Annotated in this window: 17 protein-coding genes and 1 pseudogene; 10 read left to right on the forward strand and 8 right to left on the reverse strand. The window is 35.9% G+C overall.

The features are described 5' to 3' along the window. Positions 1 to 144, forward strand: a pseudogene (locus H1P_RS39245) (IS701 family transposase); the annotation flags it as partial. A 190-nt stretch (positions 145 to 334) separates the two neighbouring features. Here the strand turns inward: H1P_RS39245 and H1P_RS04225 are convergent. Next, complete coding sequence (locus H1P_RS04225; RefSeq protein WP_144864470.1) at positions 335 to 1,546, reverse strand: glycosyltransferase family protein; 1,212 nt, start codon at positions 1,544 to 1,546, stop codon at positions 335 to 337. A 39-nt stretch (positions 1,547 to 1,585) separates the two neighbouring features. Beyond that, a complete protein-coding gene (locus tag H1P_RS04230; RefSeq protein ID WP_144864472.1) occupies positions 1,586 to 2,386 on the reverse strand; it encodes an HAD-IIB family hydrolase in 801 nt (266 codons plus the stop codon). A 142-nt stretch (positions 2,387 to 2,528) separates the two neighbouring features. Here H1P_RS04230 and alr point away from each other — a divergent pair, with 142 nt between their 5' ends. After that, positions 2,529 to 3,728: an alanine racemase gene (gene alr, locus H1P_RS04235; RefSeq protein ID WP_186375828.1), complete on the forward strand. Its 1,200-nt coding sequence runs from the start codon at positions 2,529 to 2,531 to the stop codon at positions 3,726 to 3,728. 81 nt (positions 3,729 to 3,809) lie between these two features. On the opposite strand, the gene H1P_RS04240 is transcribed toward alr, so the two are convergent. The 3 genes from H1P_RS04240 to H1P_RS04250 all read right to left on the reverse strand — a co-directional run bounded on the left by H1P_RS04240 (position 3,810) and on the right by H1P_RS04250 (position 6,408). Then, the gene (locus H1P_RS04240) at positions 3,810 to 5,033 is read right to left on the reverse strand and encodes a DUF1517 domain-containing protein (RefSeq protein ID WP_186375829.1); all 1,224 of its coding nucleotides are present in this window, start codon (positions 5,031 to 5,033) and stop codon (positions 3,810 to 3,812) included. A gap of 262 nt (positions 5,034 to 5,295) precedes the next feature. Then, complete coding sequence (locus tag H1P_RS04245; RefSeq protein ID WP_144864476.1) at positions 5,296 to 5,748, reverse strand: GNAT family N-acetyltransferase; 453 nt, start codon at positions 5,746 to 5,748, stop codon at positions 5,296 to 5,298. 30 nt (positions 5,749 to 5,778) lie between these two features. Then, positions 5,779 to 6,408, reverse strand: coding sequence for a class I SAM-dependent methyltransferase (locus tag H1P_RS04250; protein ID WP_144864478.1), 630 nt, complete (start codon positions 6,406 to 6,408; stop codon positions 5,779 to 5,781). Positions 6,409 to 6,601: 193 nt separating this feature from the next. Between H1P_RS04250 and H1P_RS04255 the strand changes: the two genes are divergently transcribed. After that, on the forward strand, positions 6,602 to 6,790 hold the full coding sequence (locus tag H1P_RS04255) for a DnaB-like helicase C-terminal domain-containing protein (protein WP_281291086.1): 189 nt from the start codon (positions 6,602 to 6,604) through the stop codon (positions 6,788 to 6,790). Here the strand turns inward: H1P_RS04255 and H1P_RS04260 are convergent. Then, positions 6,787 to 7,311, reverse strand: coding sequence for a hypothetical protein (locus tag H1P_RS04260; RefSeq protein ID WP_144864480.1), 525 nt, complete (start codon positions 7,309 to 7,311; stop codon positions 6,787 to 6,789). The two genes, H1P_RS04255 and H1P_RS04260, sit on opposite strands and share 4 nt — an antisense overlap. Positions 7,312 to 7,580: 269 nt before the next feature. Here H1P_RS04260 and H1P_RS04265 point away from each other — a divergent pair, with 269 nt between their 5' ends. The 6 genes from H1P_RS04265 (at position 7,581) to H1P_RS04285 (ending at position 13,594) form a co-directional block, all read left to right on the forward strand. Next, positions 7,581 to 9,170, forward strand: coding sequence for a type I restriction-modification system subunit M (locus H1P_RS04265; protein ID WP_144864482.1), 1,590 nt, complete (start codon positions 7,581 to 7,583; stop codon positions 9,168 to 9,170). A gap of 6 nt (positions 9,171 to 9,176) precedes the next feature. Further along, positions 9,177 to 10,367, forward strand: coding sequence for a restriction endonuclease subunit S (locus H1P_RS04270; RefSeq protein WP_144864484.1), 1,191 nt, complete (start codon positions 9,177 to 9,179; stop codon positions 10,365 to 10,367). Next, positions 10,364 to 10,582, forward strand: a complete 219-nt coding sequence (locus H1P_RS04275; RefSeq protein ID WP_144864486.1) for a DUF433 domain-containing protein — start codon at positions 10,364 to 10,366, stop codon at positions 10,580 to 10,582. The genes H1P_RS04270 and H1P_RS04275 overlap by 4 nt, the downstream gene beginning before the upstream one ends. Continuing rightward, a complete protein-coding gene (locus H1P_RS35750; RefSeq protein ID WP_186375830.1) occupies positions 10,554 to 10,718 on the forward strand; it encodes a hypothetical protein in 165 nt (54 codons plus the stop codon). Before H1P_RS04275 ends, H1P_RS35750 begins: the two co-directional genes overlap by 29 nt. 28 nt (positions 10,719 to 10,746) lie before the next feature. Next, positions 10,747 to 11,307 (forward strand): transposase, encoded by a 561-nt coding sequence (locus H1P_RS04280; protein ID WP_144864488.1) that lies wholly within the window; start codon positions 10,747 to 10,749, stop codon positions 11,305 to 11,307. A gap of 82 nt (positions 11,308 to 11,389) precedes the next feature. Continuing rightward, on the forward strand, positions 11,390 to 13,594 hold the full coding sequence (locus H1P_RS04285; protein ID WP_144864490.1) for a type I restriction enzyme endonuclease domain-containing protein: 2,205 nt from the start codon (positions 11,390 to 11,392) through the stop codon (positions 13,592 to 13,594). 189 nt (positions 13,595 to 13,783) lie between these two features. Here H1P_RS04285 and H1P_RS04290 read toward each other — a convergent pair whose 3' ends face one another. Together H1P_RS04290 and H1P_RS04295 are read right to left on the reverse strand one after the other, a co-directional pair. Then, on the reverse strand, positions 13,784 to 14,344 hold the full coding sequence (locus H1P_RS04290) for a hypothetical protein (RefSeq protein WP_144864492.1): 561 nt from the start codon (positions 14,342 to 14,344) through the stop codon (positions 13,784 to 13,786). Between the two features lie 106 nt (positions 14,345 to 14,450). Next, on the reverse strand, positions 14,451 to 15,593 hold the full coding sequence (locus H1P_RS04295) for an alpha-D-ribose 1-methylphosphonate 5-triphosphate diphosphatase (protein ID WP_144864494.1): 1,143 nt from the start codon (positions 15,591 to 15,593) through the stop codon (positions 14,451 to 14,453). A gap of 227 nt (positions 15,594 to 15,820) precedes the next feature. Between H1P_RS04295 and H1P_RS04300 the strand changes: the two genes are divergently transcribed. Next, positions 15,821 to 17,002: an aldo/keto reductase gene (locus tag H1P_RS04300; protein ID WP_144864496.1), complete on the forward strand. Its 1,182-nt coding sequence runs from the start codon at positions 15,821 to 15,823 to the stop codon at positions 17,000 to 17,002. Positions 17,003 to 17,044 lie beyond the last annotated feature (42 nt).

Here is a 17,044-nt window from a genome sequence, read left to right on the forward strand (position 1 = left end):
TTTCGTTTAATTATTCAACCTGCTATTTTATTTTGGGCTATTATTCCCTGGTTAGACATCTTTCCTAACCGTTCTTTACTACTTGGTTTTCATCGATTGATTGCTGCAATGAATCAATTTTCTTTTTATTTGCCTGATGGATAAACTCTGTTTCTGCTACTCCTCTGTTTCGGAAAGTGACAAAAGAGGGTTAGCCAGAAGCATCGGGAAGCATTCCCTTGCGCCTTACGGCGACGCGGGGTCTTCCCTCATTTCCTCCCGTCAGTTCGGGTTCAGGCTATTTTGCTGCTCATTCGACTAAAGAATAGGGGTTGTAGCTTATCCCGAACTCAGGTTAACTATTATCTGCTTCTACTGCATCATAGATTTTCTGTAAAATATTAGAATCAGCACTCATAACTCGATTCCAACTAGGAATAACAGGAGTCATGTGAGGATTTTGCAAGAATGCATTACCAGCAAGAATAATGGATTGGGCAAAAAGTTCGATCGCTTTTTCTTCATTATGGCGATCTAAAGTTAAGCCATTCATTATTGCATCACTATGATAGCGTTCTATATAATCAAGAGCAGTGCGATAGTAAGTTGCTTTAATGGTTCTAAAAATTTCTTGAGAAAATACTTGACCACTAGCAGCCATTTTACGAAATAATGCTTTGCAAATATCAATGGACATTTTAGATAGACCTTGTTCGCGATTCTCAAGAGAAAGGTCTTGATGTTTATGATCGTAGGCATTAGCGATATCCGCCTGACAGATTTTATTCAAGTTATAGTTGCGGTAAACATCGTAAAGCACACCAACTTCCAAACCCCAATCATAGGGAATCCGAATTGTATTAACTACATCTACCATCATGGAAAATTCTCCTGATAGCGGGTAGCGAAAACTGTCAATATAATCTAAAAAGGTGTTATCTCGAACAACTTTTTTGAGCGACCGCAATAAAGGACTTACCAGTAATCGCGTCACTCGACCATTCAACTTATTATTCGCCTGGCGATAATAGTAGCCTTTGCAAAATTTGAACTCAAATGTGGGATTAGCTACAGGATAAAGCAATTTTGCGAGTAATCCTTTTTCATAGGTCAAAATATCGCAATCATGGAGAGCCAGAATCTGGGATGTGCCACAAGAGAGGAAGTAGCCCATACAATACCAGACATTGTATCCTTTACCTCGTTCGCTAGGAGCTAACCTTTCTTTTTTTAATAACTGATGAACGGTTTGCAGTCGATAGCCATCATTCCACAAGATTTTATGGTTTTGCGGTAAGCGAGCAAAGTATTTTTTGGCATATTCAAATTGCGCTTCCGATGCTCGATCTAAACCGATAATAATTTGGTCTAGATACTTGACCTGAGCTAGCTCATCGACAATTTTAGCCAAGGCTGAGCCTTCCAATTCTGAGAATAAGCAAGGAAGTATTAAGGTCATGGGAGAAGTTCGAGAAAAATCTAATAGTTCTTCTTCCAACGATTCCACGGTACGGTTGTGTAAATCGTGTAGGGTGGTTATTTCACCATTTTGAAAAAAGTCAGCTATTTTGCACCTCCTGATATTTCCTTATATTTATAAGTGTATTTAAAATGTAGTTTTTAAAAAATACTCGATTCCTTCTTGCCAACCATCGGGTGCAGTTTCAGTCGCAAAAAAGACATCATCACGATTAGGCTCGATTTTAATTCCTTTATCAGAGGGGATCACAATAGAAATGTCTGCTTCTTCTAACATCGGTAGATCGTTTTGACTATCTCCTAGAGCAACTATTCCTACTTCTTCTTGCCAACGAGAGGAGTAATATTCTTTCAATTTAGGGAAACAACTCGCCTTATTAAAAGTACCCATTACATGATGGAATCGCCCGCCTTTGACACACTGCAATTGCAAAGGTTGGAGTTTCCGCCTAAATTTATCTAATGCTTGTTCTGTATCGTGCCACAGTAAAGGTTCTGTAGCTTCTCGCTCCATTGCTTTTTGAGCATCTAAAGGAGCAAGTCCTGTCCATCTTACCACATCTTCCACTGTAGCATTTTCAAAGCTTTCGTAATTGAGATGCAATTCTTGTTTAAGCAAAAATAAACTCTCCAGAAATTGAACCCTGGGAGTACCTAAATATTCAATGTGTAACTGCTGGTTTTGCTGTGAGATATCTGGTGCGGAATTGAGAGTGCAAAGAACCCCGCCATTTTCACAAACAAAAGGCTCTTGATTATTTAATTGCTGCCGAATGTTTAAAATCTCTGCTTTAGTTTTACTGGAATTTAGAATAAGGGGAATCTCTCGCTTTTCGAGTTCTGAGATCGCACCTTGAGCAGCAGTATATTCGTAAGTTTGATGGTTTAGTAATGTTCCATCTAAATCAGTTACAACAATATACCTCATTGGGGAATTAGGGCTTAATTTCTTAAGGCAATTATAATATGAAAGCCATCATAAATATTATCTTCTGACATCACGACTCGGCGAAACTATGGCTATGGTGTAAGATAGAGCCGAAAATATGCATGGGTAAGGTGGGGAGATTATGGTGCGTTGGCAACAACAGAATCAAATATTGTCTCAAACAAAAACGATAGAGAATCAACCGTACTTAGCAACCAAGATTGACCGTCAACGAGCTTGGGTAGAAATTGATGTCAACGCCTTAGCTCATAATGTCAGAGAAATTAAAACACTACTGTCTCCCCAAACTGCTTTAATGGCAGTAGTCAAAGCAGATGCTTATGGTCATGGTGCAGAGATAGTCGCTAAAACTGTTTTAGAACATGGTGCAAGTTGGTTAGCAGTAGCTACGGTGACGGAAGGGATCGATTTACGCCAAGCGGGGATCGACTGCGGAATCTTGATTTTAGGGGCGATTAACTCCCCAGAAGAGATTATCGAGATTGCTAAATGGCAACTACAACCGACTATTTGTAACTCCCAACAAGCCCTGATTTTTTCTGATGTCCTCAGTAAAATGAGAACTACTTTACCCGTTCATCTTAAATTAGATACGGGAATGTCTCGTTTAGGTACTAATTGGCAAAATAGCTCAGAATTCGTCAAATTAGTGTACCAGTTACCTTATCTAAAAGTAAAAAGCATTTATTCTCATTTAGCTACCGCAGACGACCCCGACCCGACAATAATGCTACTTCAGCAACAAAGATTTGAGGATGCTATTAGCCATCTGAAAACCCAAGGTATTGTTTCTCCATGTTTGCATTTAGCTAATTCGGCTGCAACTTTGAGTGACGAATCTTTTCATTACGATTTAGTTAGGGTGGGTTTGGCTCTTTATGGCTTATATCCCGCACCTCATTTGAAATCTAAAATTAATCTCAAACCAGTTTTGCAAGTCAAAGCAAGGGTAACTCAAGTCAAAACTTTAGCACCTGGTACGGGAGTTAGCTATAGTCATAAGTATATCAGCGATCGCGATTTAACAGTGGCAGTAGTTAGCATTGGTTATGCTGATGGGGTAGTCAGAAATTTATCTAACAATTTGCCAGCAATAATTCGTGGTCAATTAGTACCTCAAATTGGGGCAATTACTATGGATCAATTAGTAGTAGATGTTAGTAGTATTTCTAACTTACAACCAGGAGAAATTGTTACTTTTTTAGGTCAAGATGGCGATCGATCTATTACCGCAGATGATTGGGCAGCTAGTTTAAATACTATTTCTTGGGAAATTCTTTGCGGTTTTAAACATCGTTTACCAAGAATTATTAAATGTTAGCTTTGAGTTTCTTGACTTGCATATTTTTTATATGGGTGAGGAATAAAATTTGTTACAGCAATGGAGAAGAAGTGATTGTTTCTAGACTAAAGGAATCATTTCTGTGTACTTCATTAACAGTTCTTCATCAGTAAGGTATATGCCTTCAGTTTGAGGACTCCAAAGTAATTCAAATTTAATTAAATAATCTGCTCTCATAGCAGCTAATTTTAGTAAAGTGGCTTCTAATTGTTGCTCATTATTAATTTTCTCAAATAATGGTTTATCATCAACAGTACCAAAAATGAGTGTAACTACTAGATAGTCGGCAAACTCATCTTGACCAACGGTCACAGCAGGCTCCGTCGTTTTATTTATCCTCGAATGGGGACGGCGGAGTAATCTGTGACTATTACTAACTTGCTCCCTAATTTTAATATTGCCATTAACATTACTCAGACTTTCTCCATCATATTTACTTCTTTCCGCTACCGACAATGAGTCAAAAGCTGATTCTGCTTTATTAATAGCCATCGATATAGAATTAGATAATACATGAGTCCAGGCTTGAGAGTGTCGTACAATTATTAATGAAGAATCACGCATCAATTCTAATAAGCCTTCTGGAGTATCAGTGTTGGCGGTTAAGCTTAATTCTGATAAGTCTTGTTGGATTTCTACAGCTTCAGAAGATAAGGCTATTTGTATTTTTGATACTGTTACCTTGTCGTTATTAATTTCTTTTTGAACTTGTCTAGTTTCTCTACTATCTTTGCTAAAATATTTGCTTAGGAATTTGAATAAAATAAATAGAGGAATAAAAATTATCGCGCCAACAATCGATAATAAAAGAGTTATAAGAATGAATCTGAAAATAGGATGCATTGGCTTCTGTTGTCTACTATAAGAAGACCCTCTAGTAGAAGTGCGATCATAATTTGGAGTGTAATTTTTTTGATTATTATAAGTAGGATTGGGTTCATAATCATCTCGATAGTCACGGCGAGGAGAATGGTTATTTGTGGAATCGCGCCGAGAATTAGAAGGGCGAGATTGATTTCTTATAGACCTTTTTTTACTACTAGAACCTGATGAACGAGATTTACTTTTACTTTTGAAAGAGCCTCCTCCGCTACGTCCTCCACTCTTCCTAGTTCTGCTAGTTTTACTTTTTTTAGCAACTAATTCACTACTATAGGTATTCTTTTGAATTGTTTCTTGGGCTGATACTTGAGAAGTAAAATAATTATTACTACTATGAATACCTGTAATAGTTAATAAAGTAGCTAAAAATAGTTTTAAGTAAATACTTTTAAGTTTAAACACGGTAGCAATGATAGATAACAAATAGAAAGTAAAAAAACTGTCTTTAATGATAAAGTTCCCTAAAATTGACTTCTAAATATCATTTACCTGCATATAATATAGCTTTTCTCATTCTACTGAGGTAGATTAATACCTTGATTTTTGTTGATTGTTCATCATTGATTGTTTATTGGGTGTAACTTATAGCTCTGGGAATTGCTATATTTGTCTTTTTTACAGCAGAAAAGTTTTGATTACTATAAATATTGATATATTTATGTTATTAAACTTGCTGAAGCTGATAACTAAAACTCCAACCATGTTGCTGAAAACCTAAATATTTATAGAAATTGTGAGTGCGTTTTCTAGTAATGTTAGAAGAAAGAGTTACCTTATAACAACCAGCATTGGTACTAAGATTTAAAGCTTCTTTAATCATTTTTGTTCCCCAACCCTGACTCCGATAAGCTGAAGCAATTGCCACAGAATCAAGAATAGCTGATTTATGAAAGCCTCGATGCATCATAGTCGGCACAAATAATAAACTAAAAGTACCGATCGCTTTATTTTCAAGATAAGCTAGATATATATAGTAGTTAGTAAATTGCTGTATTTCATTCCAAATTTCTGCTATTTTTTCCTCAGACATTAATTGTTTATTATCCATATCTGCGTATAAACAATTCAAAATAGGCAAGTCTTTGCTTGTCGCAATATCAATAGTAAGGTCATTCATCGTTATTATACTTACTTAACTTAGATACTTTTAAAAAGCTGTAATAGCCATTAATTCCCAAATGGTGCCAAAACGAGCTTTACTATTTTTGGTAACTTTAAAATCGCTAGCTATTAATAGTTGATTTAATTCTTTTTGCGTGTAGCATTTTTGATGGGCTGAATCGGTAATTTTTAACCACTTATTTAATATTTTACAAAAAATATAATCTCGACACCAATCAAGAATAATAACGTTTCCACCTAACTTAAGAACTCTTTTTATTTCGGTTAATGCTAGTTGAGGAAATTCAAAATAGTGAAAAGCATTCGCACAAATAACTATATCGAAAGATTTATCAGTAAAAGGTAATGATGTTACCGAAGTGTTGTGTAAATTAATATTAGGATAAGTCTGTAATTTATTTTTTGCTATTTCTAACATTTTCTCGGAAATATCAACCCCAGTAATGTGTTGTTGGGGATTTTTAGCTAGTAATAATTTGGCTAATTCTCCTGTACCACAAGCTAAATCTAAAATAGATGCTTCTGAGGAAATATCTGCCCAGTTTTGCAAAAAAGATAAACTATTATTAATGTAATTATACCAACGGCGATCGTAAATAGGCGCAAGTCGATTATATTCATTACGAGCTGCTGTTTCAATCCTAGATTGTGGCATACTTTAGATTAACGATTTACTAATGCGATCGCTATACCATCATAACCTTTTATACCAATAGTTTGAAGAATAGTTGCTATACTTACCTATTTTTATTAATAATTAATAATATAGGCAAATACTTTTGACAATATATAATCATTTGCTTTTATAGTTAAACTTATAACAACAAAATTAATTAGATTATTTCGACATTGAGCAAGATATGGATTTAAGGTTACTGCTTTATCGCGATGAATATTACAAGTTAGATACCAATGATAAAGGCATTATGGAGATTATTGTGGGTAAAAATCGTAATAGAGCTACTGGAACTTGTAAAGTGATGTTTGACCCTATTATTGGGAATTTCAACAGCTTAAACACTGAGAATGAAAGCTAAATCTTTAACCAAGATATAATGAAAAATCCTATCAGCAAACCAATAAGAGTTCCTATCATTATTTCCAATCTAGATATTCTTTTCTCCAGAGATTCTATTTTAATATTATGAACAGATTCACTGACTAAAGGTTTTTTATCTGCTATTGATTTATCAGTTTTTTCTTGAGCAGTTACTTGGTTATTTTGTGTTTGCCCTAAAACTAAAAGCTGTTTCTCTTCTATTAATTTATTATCTTTCTCTTTAGCAGTCAAAACACTATTTTGTGATTGCTCGAAAGCTCTATATTTTTTCAAATCATCTCGAACATTGCTAGTACTTAATTTAAAATATTTTAGATGTATAGATATGGGAGTAATTAATTCTAAATAAGTATCAGGATTATCTAGGTCAAAATTATCAGCAATCGATAGCCTCGATTCACAAACTTCTTTTAAAGTATTAAAGGCAAATTCCATTGAATTTAATGACTGATAAAGGTTCATGAAAAGCCTTTTCTTTTTAAGCTCTTGTTCTTCCATAGATTATTCAACTCATTTTAGAGCCATAACTAGCGTTGAAATTTCTTCTTTTTATTGTAGCTTTATATAGAACGCTTCAATTACTCAAGATTTTTCGTCAAACAAGACCAGATAAATTAATTATTGATGTTATTCAGAGATAAATCCTAAATCGGTAATGGAGGATAATAAGTTCATAACAGATTTCTAAAGTTCGTTGAAATATCTGATGTCATTAGCTTGAATAAGACATACAATTCATTAAGCTTGATGATTGTAGTAAATGCTTTATGCCAGCCAACACCACTGATTTAGAAAAACGTTTATGGGATGCTGCCGATGAGTTGAGGGCAAACTCAAAGCTAAAGTCTTCAGAGTATTCTGTACCCGTATTGGGGTTAATTTTCCTGCGCTACGCTGATTATCGGTTTACCAAAGCAGAACAGGAATTAAACCGTACAGACGTTCCGACGGAACGTCTCCACCAAAAATCGGAACGTCTCAGAAGACGCAAAATATCCAAAGCAGACTATCAAGCCAAAGGGGTAATGTATTTACCCGATATAGCTCGTTTTTCCTATCTAGTTAATCTCCCAGAGAGTGAGGATACAGGGAAAGCGATAAATGAATCAATGAAAGCTATTGAGGCTGAAAATGAGGAATTAAGTAATATTCTGCCTCAGACTTATAATCGCTTTGAGAACAGCTTATTAGTCGAACTGCTCAAAAGCTTTAACAAGATAGATATAGATACAGATTTAGAAGGTGATGCTTTCGGGAAAATATATGAATACTTCCTCGGTAAGTTTGCCATGAGTGAGGGGCAAAAGGGAGGAGAGTTTTTCACCCCCACTTCTATAGTTAAATTAATTGTAGAAATCCTAGAACCCTATCACGGACGTATTTATGACCCTGCCTGTGGTTCGGGTGGTATGTTTGTTCAAAGTGCTTCTTTTGTAGCTAGACATCAGAAGAATCCTAGTGCTGAGATAAGTATCTACAGACAGGAAAAGGTAAACGAGACTGTACGGCTTTGCAAGATGAACTTAGCAGTTAATGGTTTATCTGGAGATATCAGAGAAGGCAATAGTTACTACGAAGATATTCACAAGGGAATAAATAAGTTTGACTTTGTAATGGCAAATCCACCCTTCAATGTGGGCAAGGTGGATAAGGAAAAGATGAAGGGGGATTTACGGGTAGATAATTTTGGAATGCCCAGAGCCGATAATGCTAACTATCTCTGGATTCATTTTTTCTACAGTGCCTTAAATGATAAAGGTAGAGCGGGGTTTGTTATGGCTAACTCTGCTAGTGATGCCAGAAGTTCGGAGTTAGAAATCAGACAAAAGCTCATTGAAGCTGGCGTAGTCGATGTAATGATAGCGGTGGGTTCTAACTTCTTCTATACAGTTACCCTACCCTGTACTCTCTGGTTTTTGGATAAAGGTAAAACCGATACCATCAGGAAAAATAAGGTTTTATTTATTGATGCCAGACATATTTATAACCAGATAGATAGAGCGCATCGAGAGTTTACCCCAGAACAGATTGAGTTTATTTCTAATATTGTTAGGCTGTACCGAGGGGAAGCAGTAGAAACTGTTTATAATTCTCCTTTGCTTAAAGAGAATTTCCCAGAAGGTCAATATATAGATGTAGCTGGTTTATGTAATGTGGCTACAGTTGATGAGATTAAAGAGCAGGGATGGAGTCTGAACCCTGGAAGATATGTAGGGGTTGCGGAGAAAGAAGAGGAAGATTTTGATTTTGCTGAAAGGTTAGAAGAATTTAATGAAGAGTTGGAGATTTTGAATAGTGAGGCGAGGGAATTGGAAAAAAGAATTGCTGAGAATGTAGCGATGTTATTAGAGGAGTAACGCTTGATGAGTCGAACAAACAACTGGCAAGAATTTAAAATCAAAGACGTTCTTCAAAAAATTATTGGTGGAGGAACACCATCAAAATCTAAACCTGAATACTGGAATGGGTCAATTTCTTGGGCTAGCGTCAAAGATATGGCAGATGGTGTTTACAAATTAAATTCTACTGTTGATAAAATAACTGAACTTGGATTGAAAAAAAGTTCATCTAATCTTATAGAAAAAGGGAATGTTATTATCTCAACTAGAATGGGTCTAGGACGTTGCTTTATACCTAGTATTGATGTTGCCATAAATCAAGATTTAAAAGCTCTAATTCCTCAAGAAAAGCTTTTGGATAAAAAATATTTATTGTGGTTGATGGTTTTTTTATCAGAGAGAATAAAACTTTTGGGAACAGGAACAACAGTTAAAGGTATTACAGTTGATACTTTGAAAAACTTGGATGTTCATCTTCCTCATTTACTGACACAACATAAAATATCCTCAATACTCTCAGCCTATGATGACCTAATCGAAAACAACACCAGACGCATCAAAATATTAGAATCAATGGCACAAACTCTCTATCAAGAGTGGTTTGTTAAATTCCGTTTTCCTGGTCCCGAACAGGTAAAAATGGTTGAGTCTGATTTAGGTTTAATTCCTGAAGGTTGGGAAGTTATTGGATTTACAGATATTGCAGATATTTTAAATGGTGGAACTCCTAAAACAAAAATAGAAGAGTATTGGAATGGAAATATTCCGTTTTTCACTCCTAAAGACTCGCCTGATTCTTTCTATGTTACTCATACTGGCAAAAGTATTACAGAGTTGGGATTGAAGAAATGTAATAGTAAATTGTATTCCAGAAATACTATTTTCATAACAGCAAGAGGAAAAGAAAATATCTCTCAATATTTTGTTTTCTTAATGCTTAGAAGTTACGTAGAGCATTTGAGAAAAACTGCTACTGGAGCAACCTTTAATTCAATTGTTATGGATACCTTTAAGAGACTGCAAATTATAGAACCACCAGTTGCTTTGATAGATGAGTTCAGTAATTTAGTTTCACCAATATTTGAGCAAATGCTTAATCTTATCAATAAAAACATCAACCTCCGCAAAACCCGTGACTTACTATTACCCAAACTAATTTCAGGACAAATAGATGTAGAAAACCTAGATATAGATACAGGAGAACTAGCAGCATGACAAATTTAGATAGAATTACTTTCAATCCCGAAGTAATGGGTGGTAAACCCTGTATTAGAGGAATGCGAGTTACTGTAGGAACGATAGTAGGTTTAATGGCTTCAGGTCATACCCCAGAAGAAATCCTCAAAGCCTACCCCTACTTAGAAAAAGATGACATATATCAGGCTAGGGATTTTTCGGCGAGTGGAGACATTCCGTCGGAACGTCTCTAATGCTGCATGGCGTACAGAAGAAATTGACGATTTAATTCTGGCTGAAACAGCCGAAAAAATGCTATCTCAATCAAAAATGGTAGGCAATAAAATGTTTGCAGCTACTTTAGAAAAACTGGCAAATTGGGAAAACTAATGTATAGATAGCTATTTTTTCCTAATCAATGACCCTATACAAAAATAAATATCGTATCGAATCAGCACGTTGTCCAAATTGGGACTATACCTCGGATGGGTATTATTTCGTTACTATTTGTACCCATAAACGTCAATGTTTTTTCGGTAACGTAAATGCGGGAAAAATGGAACTGTCCGATATTGGATTCATAATTGCCCAGGAATGGCAGAAAACACCACAGATTCGATCTAACGTTCAATTAGATGAATGGGTTGTGATGCCAAATCATTTACACGGAATCATTATCATCAACAAACCCGTAGAGACGTTTCGCCGAAACGTCTCTACCATCAATGAAAACGTCCCCAACAATAATCAAAACAAATCGCGATTAAAACCTAATTCCCTGGGTTCAATTATCGGTCAATTCAAATCTGTCTGTACCAAACAAATTCGGAAAATGGGATTTACTGATTTTCGCTGGCAAACCAGATTTCACGACCATATTATTCGAGATGAAGAATCTTTATCTCGAATTCGACAATACATAATCAACAATCCTGCCAAATGGGAACTAGATAAAAATAATCCTAGAATATATTCGTAAAGACGTTGCGCCTAATTGTAAAGACGTTCCGACGGAACGTCTCTAACCCAATAAATAACTACAACACAATCATTATCGCTCCATGAAAAAACCTCATCCTGATTCTGAAGATGCCCTAGAACTACGTACAATTGAACTATTCAAAGAAATAGGGTGGAACAAAACAGCTAATTGTTACCACGAATGGCAAGACGACAAGAGTACGTTAGGCAGAAACAGCAGAAAAGAGGTTGTTTTAGTACCCCAGTTGAGAAAAGCATTAACTAGATTAAATCCTGATTTATCAACAGCAGCAATTGATTTAGCCATAGAAGAATTAACCCGCAGTCGCAGCACCTTAAGTTTAGAAAATGCTAACCGTGAGATATACAGGTTGCTTAAGGATGGAGTTAAGGTAAAGACGTTTCGGCGAAACGTCTCTCAAGATGCCAATGATGAAGAGGTATTAGAAACAGTTAAGGTCATTGACTGGAATAACCCTAGTAATAACGATTTCTTCCTTGCTTCCCAATTCTGGATATCAGGGGAAATATACACCAGACGGTACGAAAATCGCATTCCCGAACTACAGCTTACTAACGATGACCTAAACGAGAATGTACGGGACATCATTGAGAATGCCATGCTGGATGAATCACAAGAGAATAAATTAGAACGTCAATGTAGCAGGGAATATAACCTAATAGTTAGAGATGACCGTTTAGATAAAATTGCTGCGGATATAGTAACCCACTTCTTAGCTAGAGGATTTCAAGGTAAAGCAATGGTCATTTCTATCGATAGGTTTACCGCAATCAAGATGTACGACAAAGTACAGCATTACTGGCAACAACATTTAAACCAACTCAGAAGACAATTACAAGTATCTAGATTTACTGAATTTGGACTAAAGAAAATACAAAAGGAAATTCGGTATCTAGAATCAACAGACATGGCGGTAATTATTTCTTCTTCCCAGAATGAGGTAGAAGATTTTCAGAACAAAGGCTTAGATATTACTCACCACCGTCATAGATTAGCTAACGAGTCACCAGGACTAGATGAGAAGTTCAAAGATACTAATAACCCTTTAAGAATAGTATTTGTCTGTGCCATGTGGATAACTGGGTTTGATGCCCCTAGTTGCTCTACGGTGTACTTAGACAAACCGATGAAGAATCATACCCTGATGCAAACTATAGCTAGGGCTAACCGAGTCTTCAAAGAGAAAGTAAACGGGTTAATAGTTGACTACATCGGCGTATTCCGTAACTTACAGGAAGCCTTAGCTATCTATGGTTCGGCTTCTGGTGGTGGTGTGGAAGAGGGAGATACACCAGTTAATCCTAAAACGGTATTAGTTCAAGAATTAAGAGAAGCTATCACCGAAGCTAAAGACTTCTGTAAGCAAAAAGGAATTGATTTAAACAAACTGGATACAACCCAAGATGCTTTTGAACGAGCAAAAGTATGGGATGAAGCAGTAGAAGCTGTAGTAGTTAGAGAGGAAGTCAAAAAGCTTTATTTCGCTCTCTCAGCTAATGTTACCCGCCTGTACAAAGCCATCCTGCCAGATACTACTGCTAATGAGTTTTCTAAGACTCAGATGTTACTAGAGAAACTAGCAATTAAGATTCGTCAGGAATTACCAGAGACGGATATTTCAGAGGTAATGGAAGAGGTAGAGGAGTTACTAGACGAATCAATCATAGCGGGTGAATTTATCATTCCCGACACTCCCAGACAGCTAGTAGATTTAAGCCAGTTAGATTTAGAACAGCTAAAACAGAAATTCCAAACTGGCTACAAACATACAGAAGCAGAAAAACTGAAAGGCACAGTTCACCGTAAGCTACAGCAAATGGTGGAGTTCAACAAAACCCGTCTTAACTATTTTGAGAAGTACCAGAAGATGATAGAAGAATATAACTCTGGTTCTCGCAATGTAGATTGGTTCTTTACTGAGTTACTAGGATTTGCCCAAGAGTTAAACGAAGAAGAGAAAAGAGCCATATCCCAAAAGTTAACCGAAGAAGAGTTAGCTATATTTGACCTCTTAACCAAACCCAATATCAATCTCAGCAAGCAGGAAGAAAAAGAAGTAAAGCAGATAGCCCAAGAATTATTGGCAACCCTCAAACAAGAAAAGTTAGTAATTGATTGGCGTAAGCGTCAGCAGACTAGAGCCTCTGTTGAAGTGGCAATTAAGGATGTGTTGGATAGACTACCTCAGTCTTATTCTGATGAAATGTATGAAAGGAAGTGTAATGAGGTTTATCAGCACATTTATGATTCTTATGCTGGGTAAGAAAGATCGAGAAAAGCTAAAATATGTTTTCAAAGACTTACTTTGTGTAAGTTTAAATAATAAATCTATATTCAGCAGGCATTCCACATCGTAGAATCAACATAACTCAAATTACATATCAATGTTGGAAAACTCCAGATTTAACTGAAATTACTTTTACTACTAGGGAAAATATAACAGAACAACAATTTAAACTATTGACCAAGATTTTAAGCAATTCCATGTCCAATTGGGATTTTTTTGGTAAAAACGCAATTCCCAGTTTACACTAGCTTGTATATCAATTATTTCCGTGGCTAAATGCTTTAGTTTCTCTGCATCTTCGGAATTAAAACCATAAGCTAAACTGAGATGTAACCAATCTTTTAACCTTATTTTTTCTTGGCGAGTTGGAGATTTCTCTATTTGAGAAAAGTTAGTAATTATTTTTTTCAAGCCTTCTGCTTGTAATTCTAAACCATGCCAGTTTTTATTAAAAGTTAGTTTACTGATTTCTATATCTAGAGTTCTATTATTATTTTTTGCTTTAGTGTAAGCCTTATTTAAGGCTTTAATATAAAAAGAAACTGAACTTAATTCGTCTGTAAAAAATCCTGTCAAAGTGCAGTGAGGCATATAGTTATGGGCTTGGTTTTTGCCACACAATTCAATGGTTTTATTTAAATAATCTTCTATCTGGCTATTTAAGTCCCCAATTGGACAAGCATAAATTATGAATTGCTTTTGATTATTGATTGTTTCATGGTTCATTATTAACTTATATCTATTGATTTATTTGTGGTTATTGAGTTTAAATATGATCTTATCCAACCTCAGAAATTTGTTATTTGATTCTCCACCATCCATTATTCATTATTTAAGCTACTCTTTTACCTTCTTTAAATACCTCTAAAATTCTGGGAACGACACCATCATTATGTACGGTTATAAAGTCAGCTTTTTTGCCTACTTCTAAACTACCAATTTCGCTGTCTAAATTAATAGCTTTAGCTGAATTGAGGGTAACTAATTTAATTGCTTCGTGTAAAGGTTTATTAGCTTGTTGACTAACAATAAATACTGATTGCAATAAACTTCTAGGTACATAATCAGAAGAGATAATATCCACTAAATCTAATTTCACTAATTCCATCGCCGAAACATTACCAGAATGCGAACCTCCTAACACGATGTTGGGCGCGCCCATCAGCACTTGTAAACCATTATTATGGGCTTCTTTAGCAGCATCAATAGTAGTAGGAAACTCTGCTAAAATCACTCCTTCTGCGATCGCTTGTCTGATATGATTAATAGTGGCATCATCATGACTGGCTAAAGATATTGCTTTTTCTTGAGACATCTTCACTAATGCTTGACGGTTTTCTTCTGCGTGTTGTCGCTGGCTTTCTAAACGCATACTGATAAACTCTTCCATTTTGGATTTTGGTACGCCATGCTTTTCTATATAGTATTGTTTGTATTTCTCTGTATCGACAAACTGACGTTGACCAGGAGTATGATCCATTAAAGAGATTAACGCTAATAAAGAATGCTGTGAGTATGGTTCAACAATATCGTAAAGATGTTCGTAACCTAATTCGCAACGTAAATGTAGTAAATGATTTGTACTAAATCTTCCTGCTGCTTGTCCTTTCACAACCGCATCTATCATCGATGCATAATGGTGTAAACGCAAAAAATCTTCTTTTGGAGTAACATCTCCAATTGAGATCGCATCACAGACTGTAGTAATACCAGAACTTATTAAATCGCGGTCATGATTAACTGCTGCTGCATCGAGATTCCATCTTACCCCAGGACGAGGAGAGAAACATTTTTCCAGGTTGTCAGTGTGAAGTTCGATTAATCCTGGCAAAAGATAATTACCTTCGCCATCTTGCCCCCTAGATACGATTCCTGGTTGAATATCGGTTATGATGCCATTATAAGTTGCGATCGTGCCTAAGATCTCTTCCGTAGGTAACAGCAAGCGATAATTAGTATATATTCGTTCTTGCATCTGTCTGTAGTTTTTTTAATACTACTTCGCAGTTTATGACATTTGTTGCGAAATATAAATTAAGGAATATTTAGCTTTAAATTAAAAACTTGTTTCTAAAAGCAAGATTACAATCTGTATGACTCTGTATAACATAGTGCTATAAAATTCACGTTGTCCGAATTTAACCAAACGTTACATAATAATTTGTATAGTAACGTGAAATAATAAATAATTAAGCTTTGATTATGCAATATCGGCGGTTTGGTCGCACTGAATTACAAATGCCTGTGTTTTCCTGCGGAGGAATGAGGTATCAATATAAGTGGCAAGATGTACCACCATCGCAAATCCCTGAAGCTAATCAACGGAATTTAGAAGCCACAATTTTACGTTCTTTAGAATTGGGTATTAACCATATTGAAACAGCAAGGGGTTATGGTAGTTCGGAGATGCAATTGGGTAAAATTTTACCCACTATACCTAGAGAAAAACTGATCTTCCAAACTAAGATAGCACCCAAACCAGACCCGAAGGAATTTCGCCGTCAGTTTAAACAGTCTTTTCAATTTCTTGGTTTGGAGTACATTGATTTACTGGGTATTCACGGCATTAATAATGAAGAAACGCTACACAATACTATCAGACCTGGCGGTTGCTTGGATGAAGCGAGAAAGTTACAAAAAGAAGGAAAAGTACGCTTTATTGGTTTTTCTACCCACGGTTCAACGGAAATTATTACTAAAGCTATCAATACTGGAGAATTCGACTACGTAAATCTCCATTGGTACTATATCAATCAAGAAAATTGGTCAGCTATCGAAGCAGCTACAAAACAAGATATGGGAGTGTTTATTATTAGCCCTTCTGACAAAGGAGGAAAATTATATGAACCCCCGCAAAAGCTGGTAGATTTATGTCAGCCTCTCAGTCCGATGGTGTTTAACGATTTGTTTTGTTTATCCCATCCCCAAGTCCATACTCTCAGTTTAGGTGCTGCTAAACCATCAGACTTTGATGAGCATCTCAAGGTATTACCCTTGTTAGACAAAGCAGAGGAAATATTACCCCCAATTATAGAACGTTTAGAACAGGCTGCGATCGCTACTCTGGGAGAAAATTGGTTCAAAACTTGGCGTGAAGGTTTACCCAGCTATCAAAAAACTCCTGGTAACATCAATATTCCTGTTATTCTATGGCTACGAAATCTGGCTCTTGCTTACGATATGACCGAATATAGTCAAGGACGCTATAACCTATTGGAAAGTGGTGGACATTGGTTTCCTGGCGCAACAGCGAAAAATGTTAATCAGTATAATCTAAAAGACTGTTTAAAAAATAGCCCCCATAAAGATAAAATAACCGATCTCTTACAAGAAAGCGATCGGCTTTTAGGAGGCGCAGCAGTTAAAAGATTATCTCAAAGCTAGAGACGTTTTTTCATAAAGTCTGTACAATTGTTGATGGTTAAC

The organism is Hyella patelloides LEGE 07179, from assembly GCF_900659865.1.
GTDB lineage: Bacteria > Cyanobacteriota > Cyanobacteriia > Cyanobacteriales > Xenococcaceae > Hyella > Hyella patelloides.

Coding starts and splice junctions, on each gene's coding strand:
- H1P_RS04290 (WP_144864492.1), bottom strand. CDS start 14,344: ATGAACCATGAAACAATCAATAATCAAAAGCAATTCATAATTTATGCT.
- H1P_RS04280 (WP_144864488.1), top strand. CDS start 10,747: ATGACCCTATACAAAAATAAATATCGTATCGAATCAGCACGTTGTCCA.
- H1P_RS04300 (WP_144864496.1), top strand. CDS start 15,821: ATGCAATATCGGCGGTTTGGTCGCACTGAATTACAAATGCCTGTGTTT.
- H1P_RS04230 (WP_144864472.1), bottom strand. CDS start 2,386: ATGAGGTATATTGTTGTAACTGATTTAGATGGAACATTACTAAACCAT.
- H1P_RS04250 (WP_144864478.1), bottom strand. CDS start 6,408: ATGCCACAATCTAGGATTGAAACAGCAGCTCGTAATGAATATAATCGA.
- H1P_RS04260 (WP_144864480.1), bottom strand. CDS start 7,311: ATGGAAGAACAAGAGCTTAAAAAGAAAAGGCTTTTCATGAACCTTTAT.
- H1P_RS04245 (WP_144864476.1), bottom strand. CDS start 5,748: ATGAATGACCTTACTATTGATATTGCGACAAGCAAAGACTTGCCTATT.
- H1P_RS04270 (WP_144864484.1), top strand. CDS start 9,177: ATGAGTCGAACAAACAACTGGCAAGAATTTAAAATCAAAGACGTTCTT.
- H1P_RS04265 (WP_144864482.1), top strand. CDS start 7,581: ATGCCAGCCAACACCACTGATTTAGAAAAACGTTTATGGGATGCTGCC.
- H1P_RS04285 (WP_144864490.1), top strand. CDS start 11,390: ATGAAAAAACCTCATCCTGATTCTGAAGATGCCCTAGAACTACGTACA.
- H1P_RS04275 (WP_144864486.1), top strand. CDS start 10,364: ATGACAAATTTAGATAGAATTACTTTCAATCCCGAAGTAATGGGTGGT.
- H1P_RS04295 (WP_144864494.1), bottom strand. CDS start 15,593: ATGCAAGAACGAATATATACTAATTATCGCTTGCTGTTACCTACGGAA.
- alr (WP_186375828.1), top strand. CDS start 2,529: ATGGTGCGTTGGCAACAACAGAATCAAATATTGTCTCAAACAAAAACG.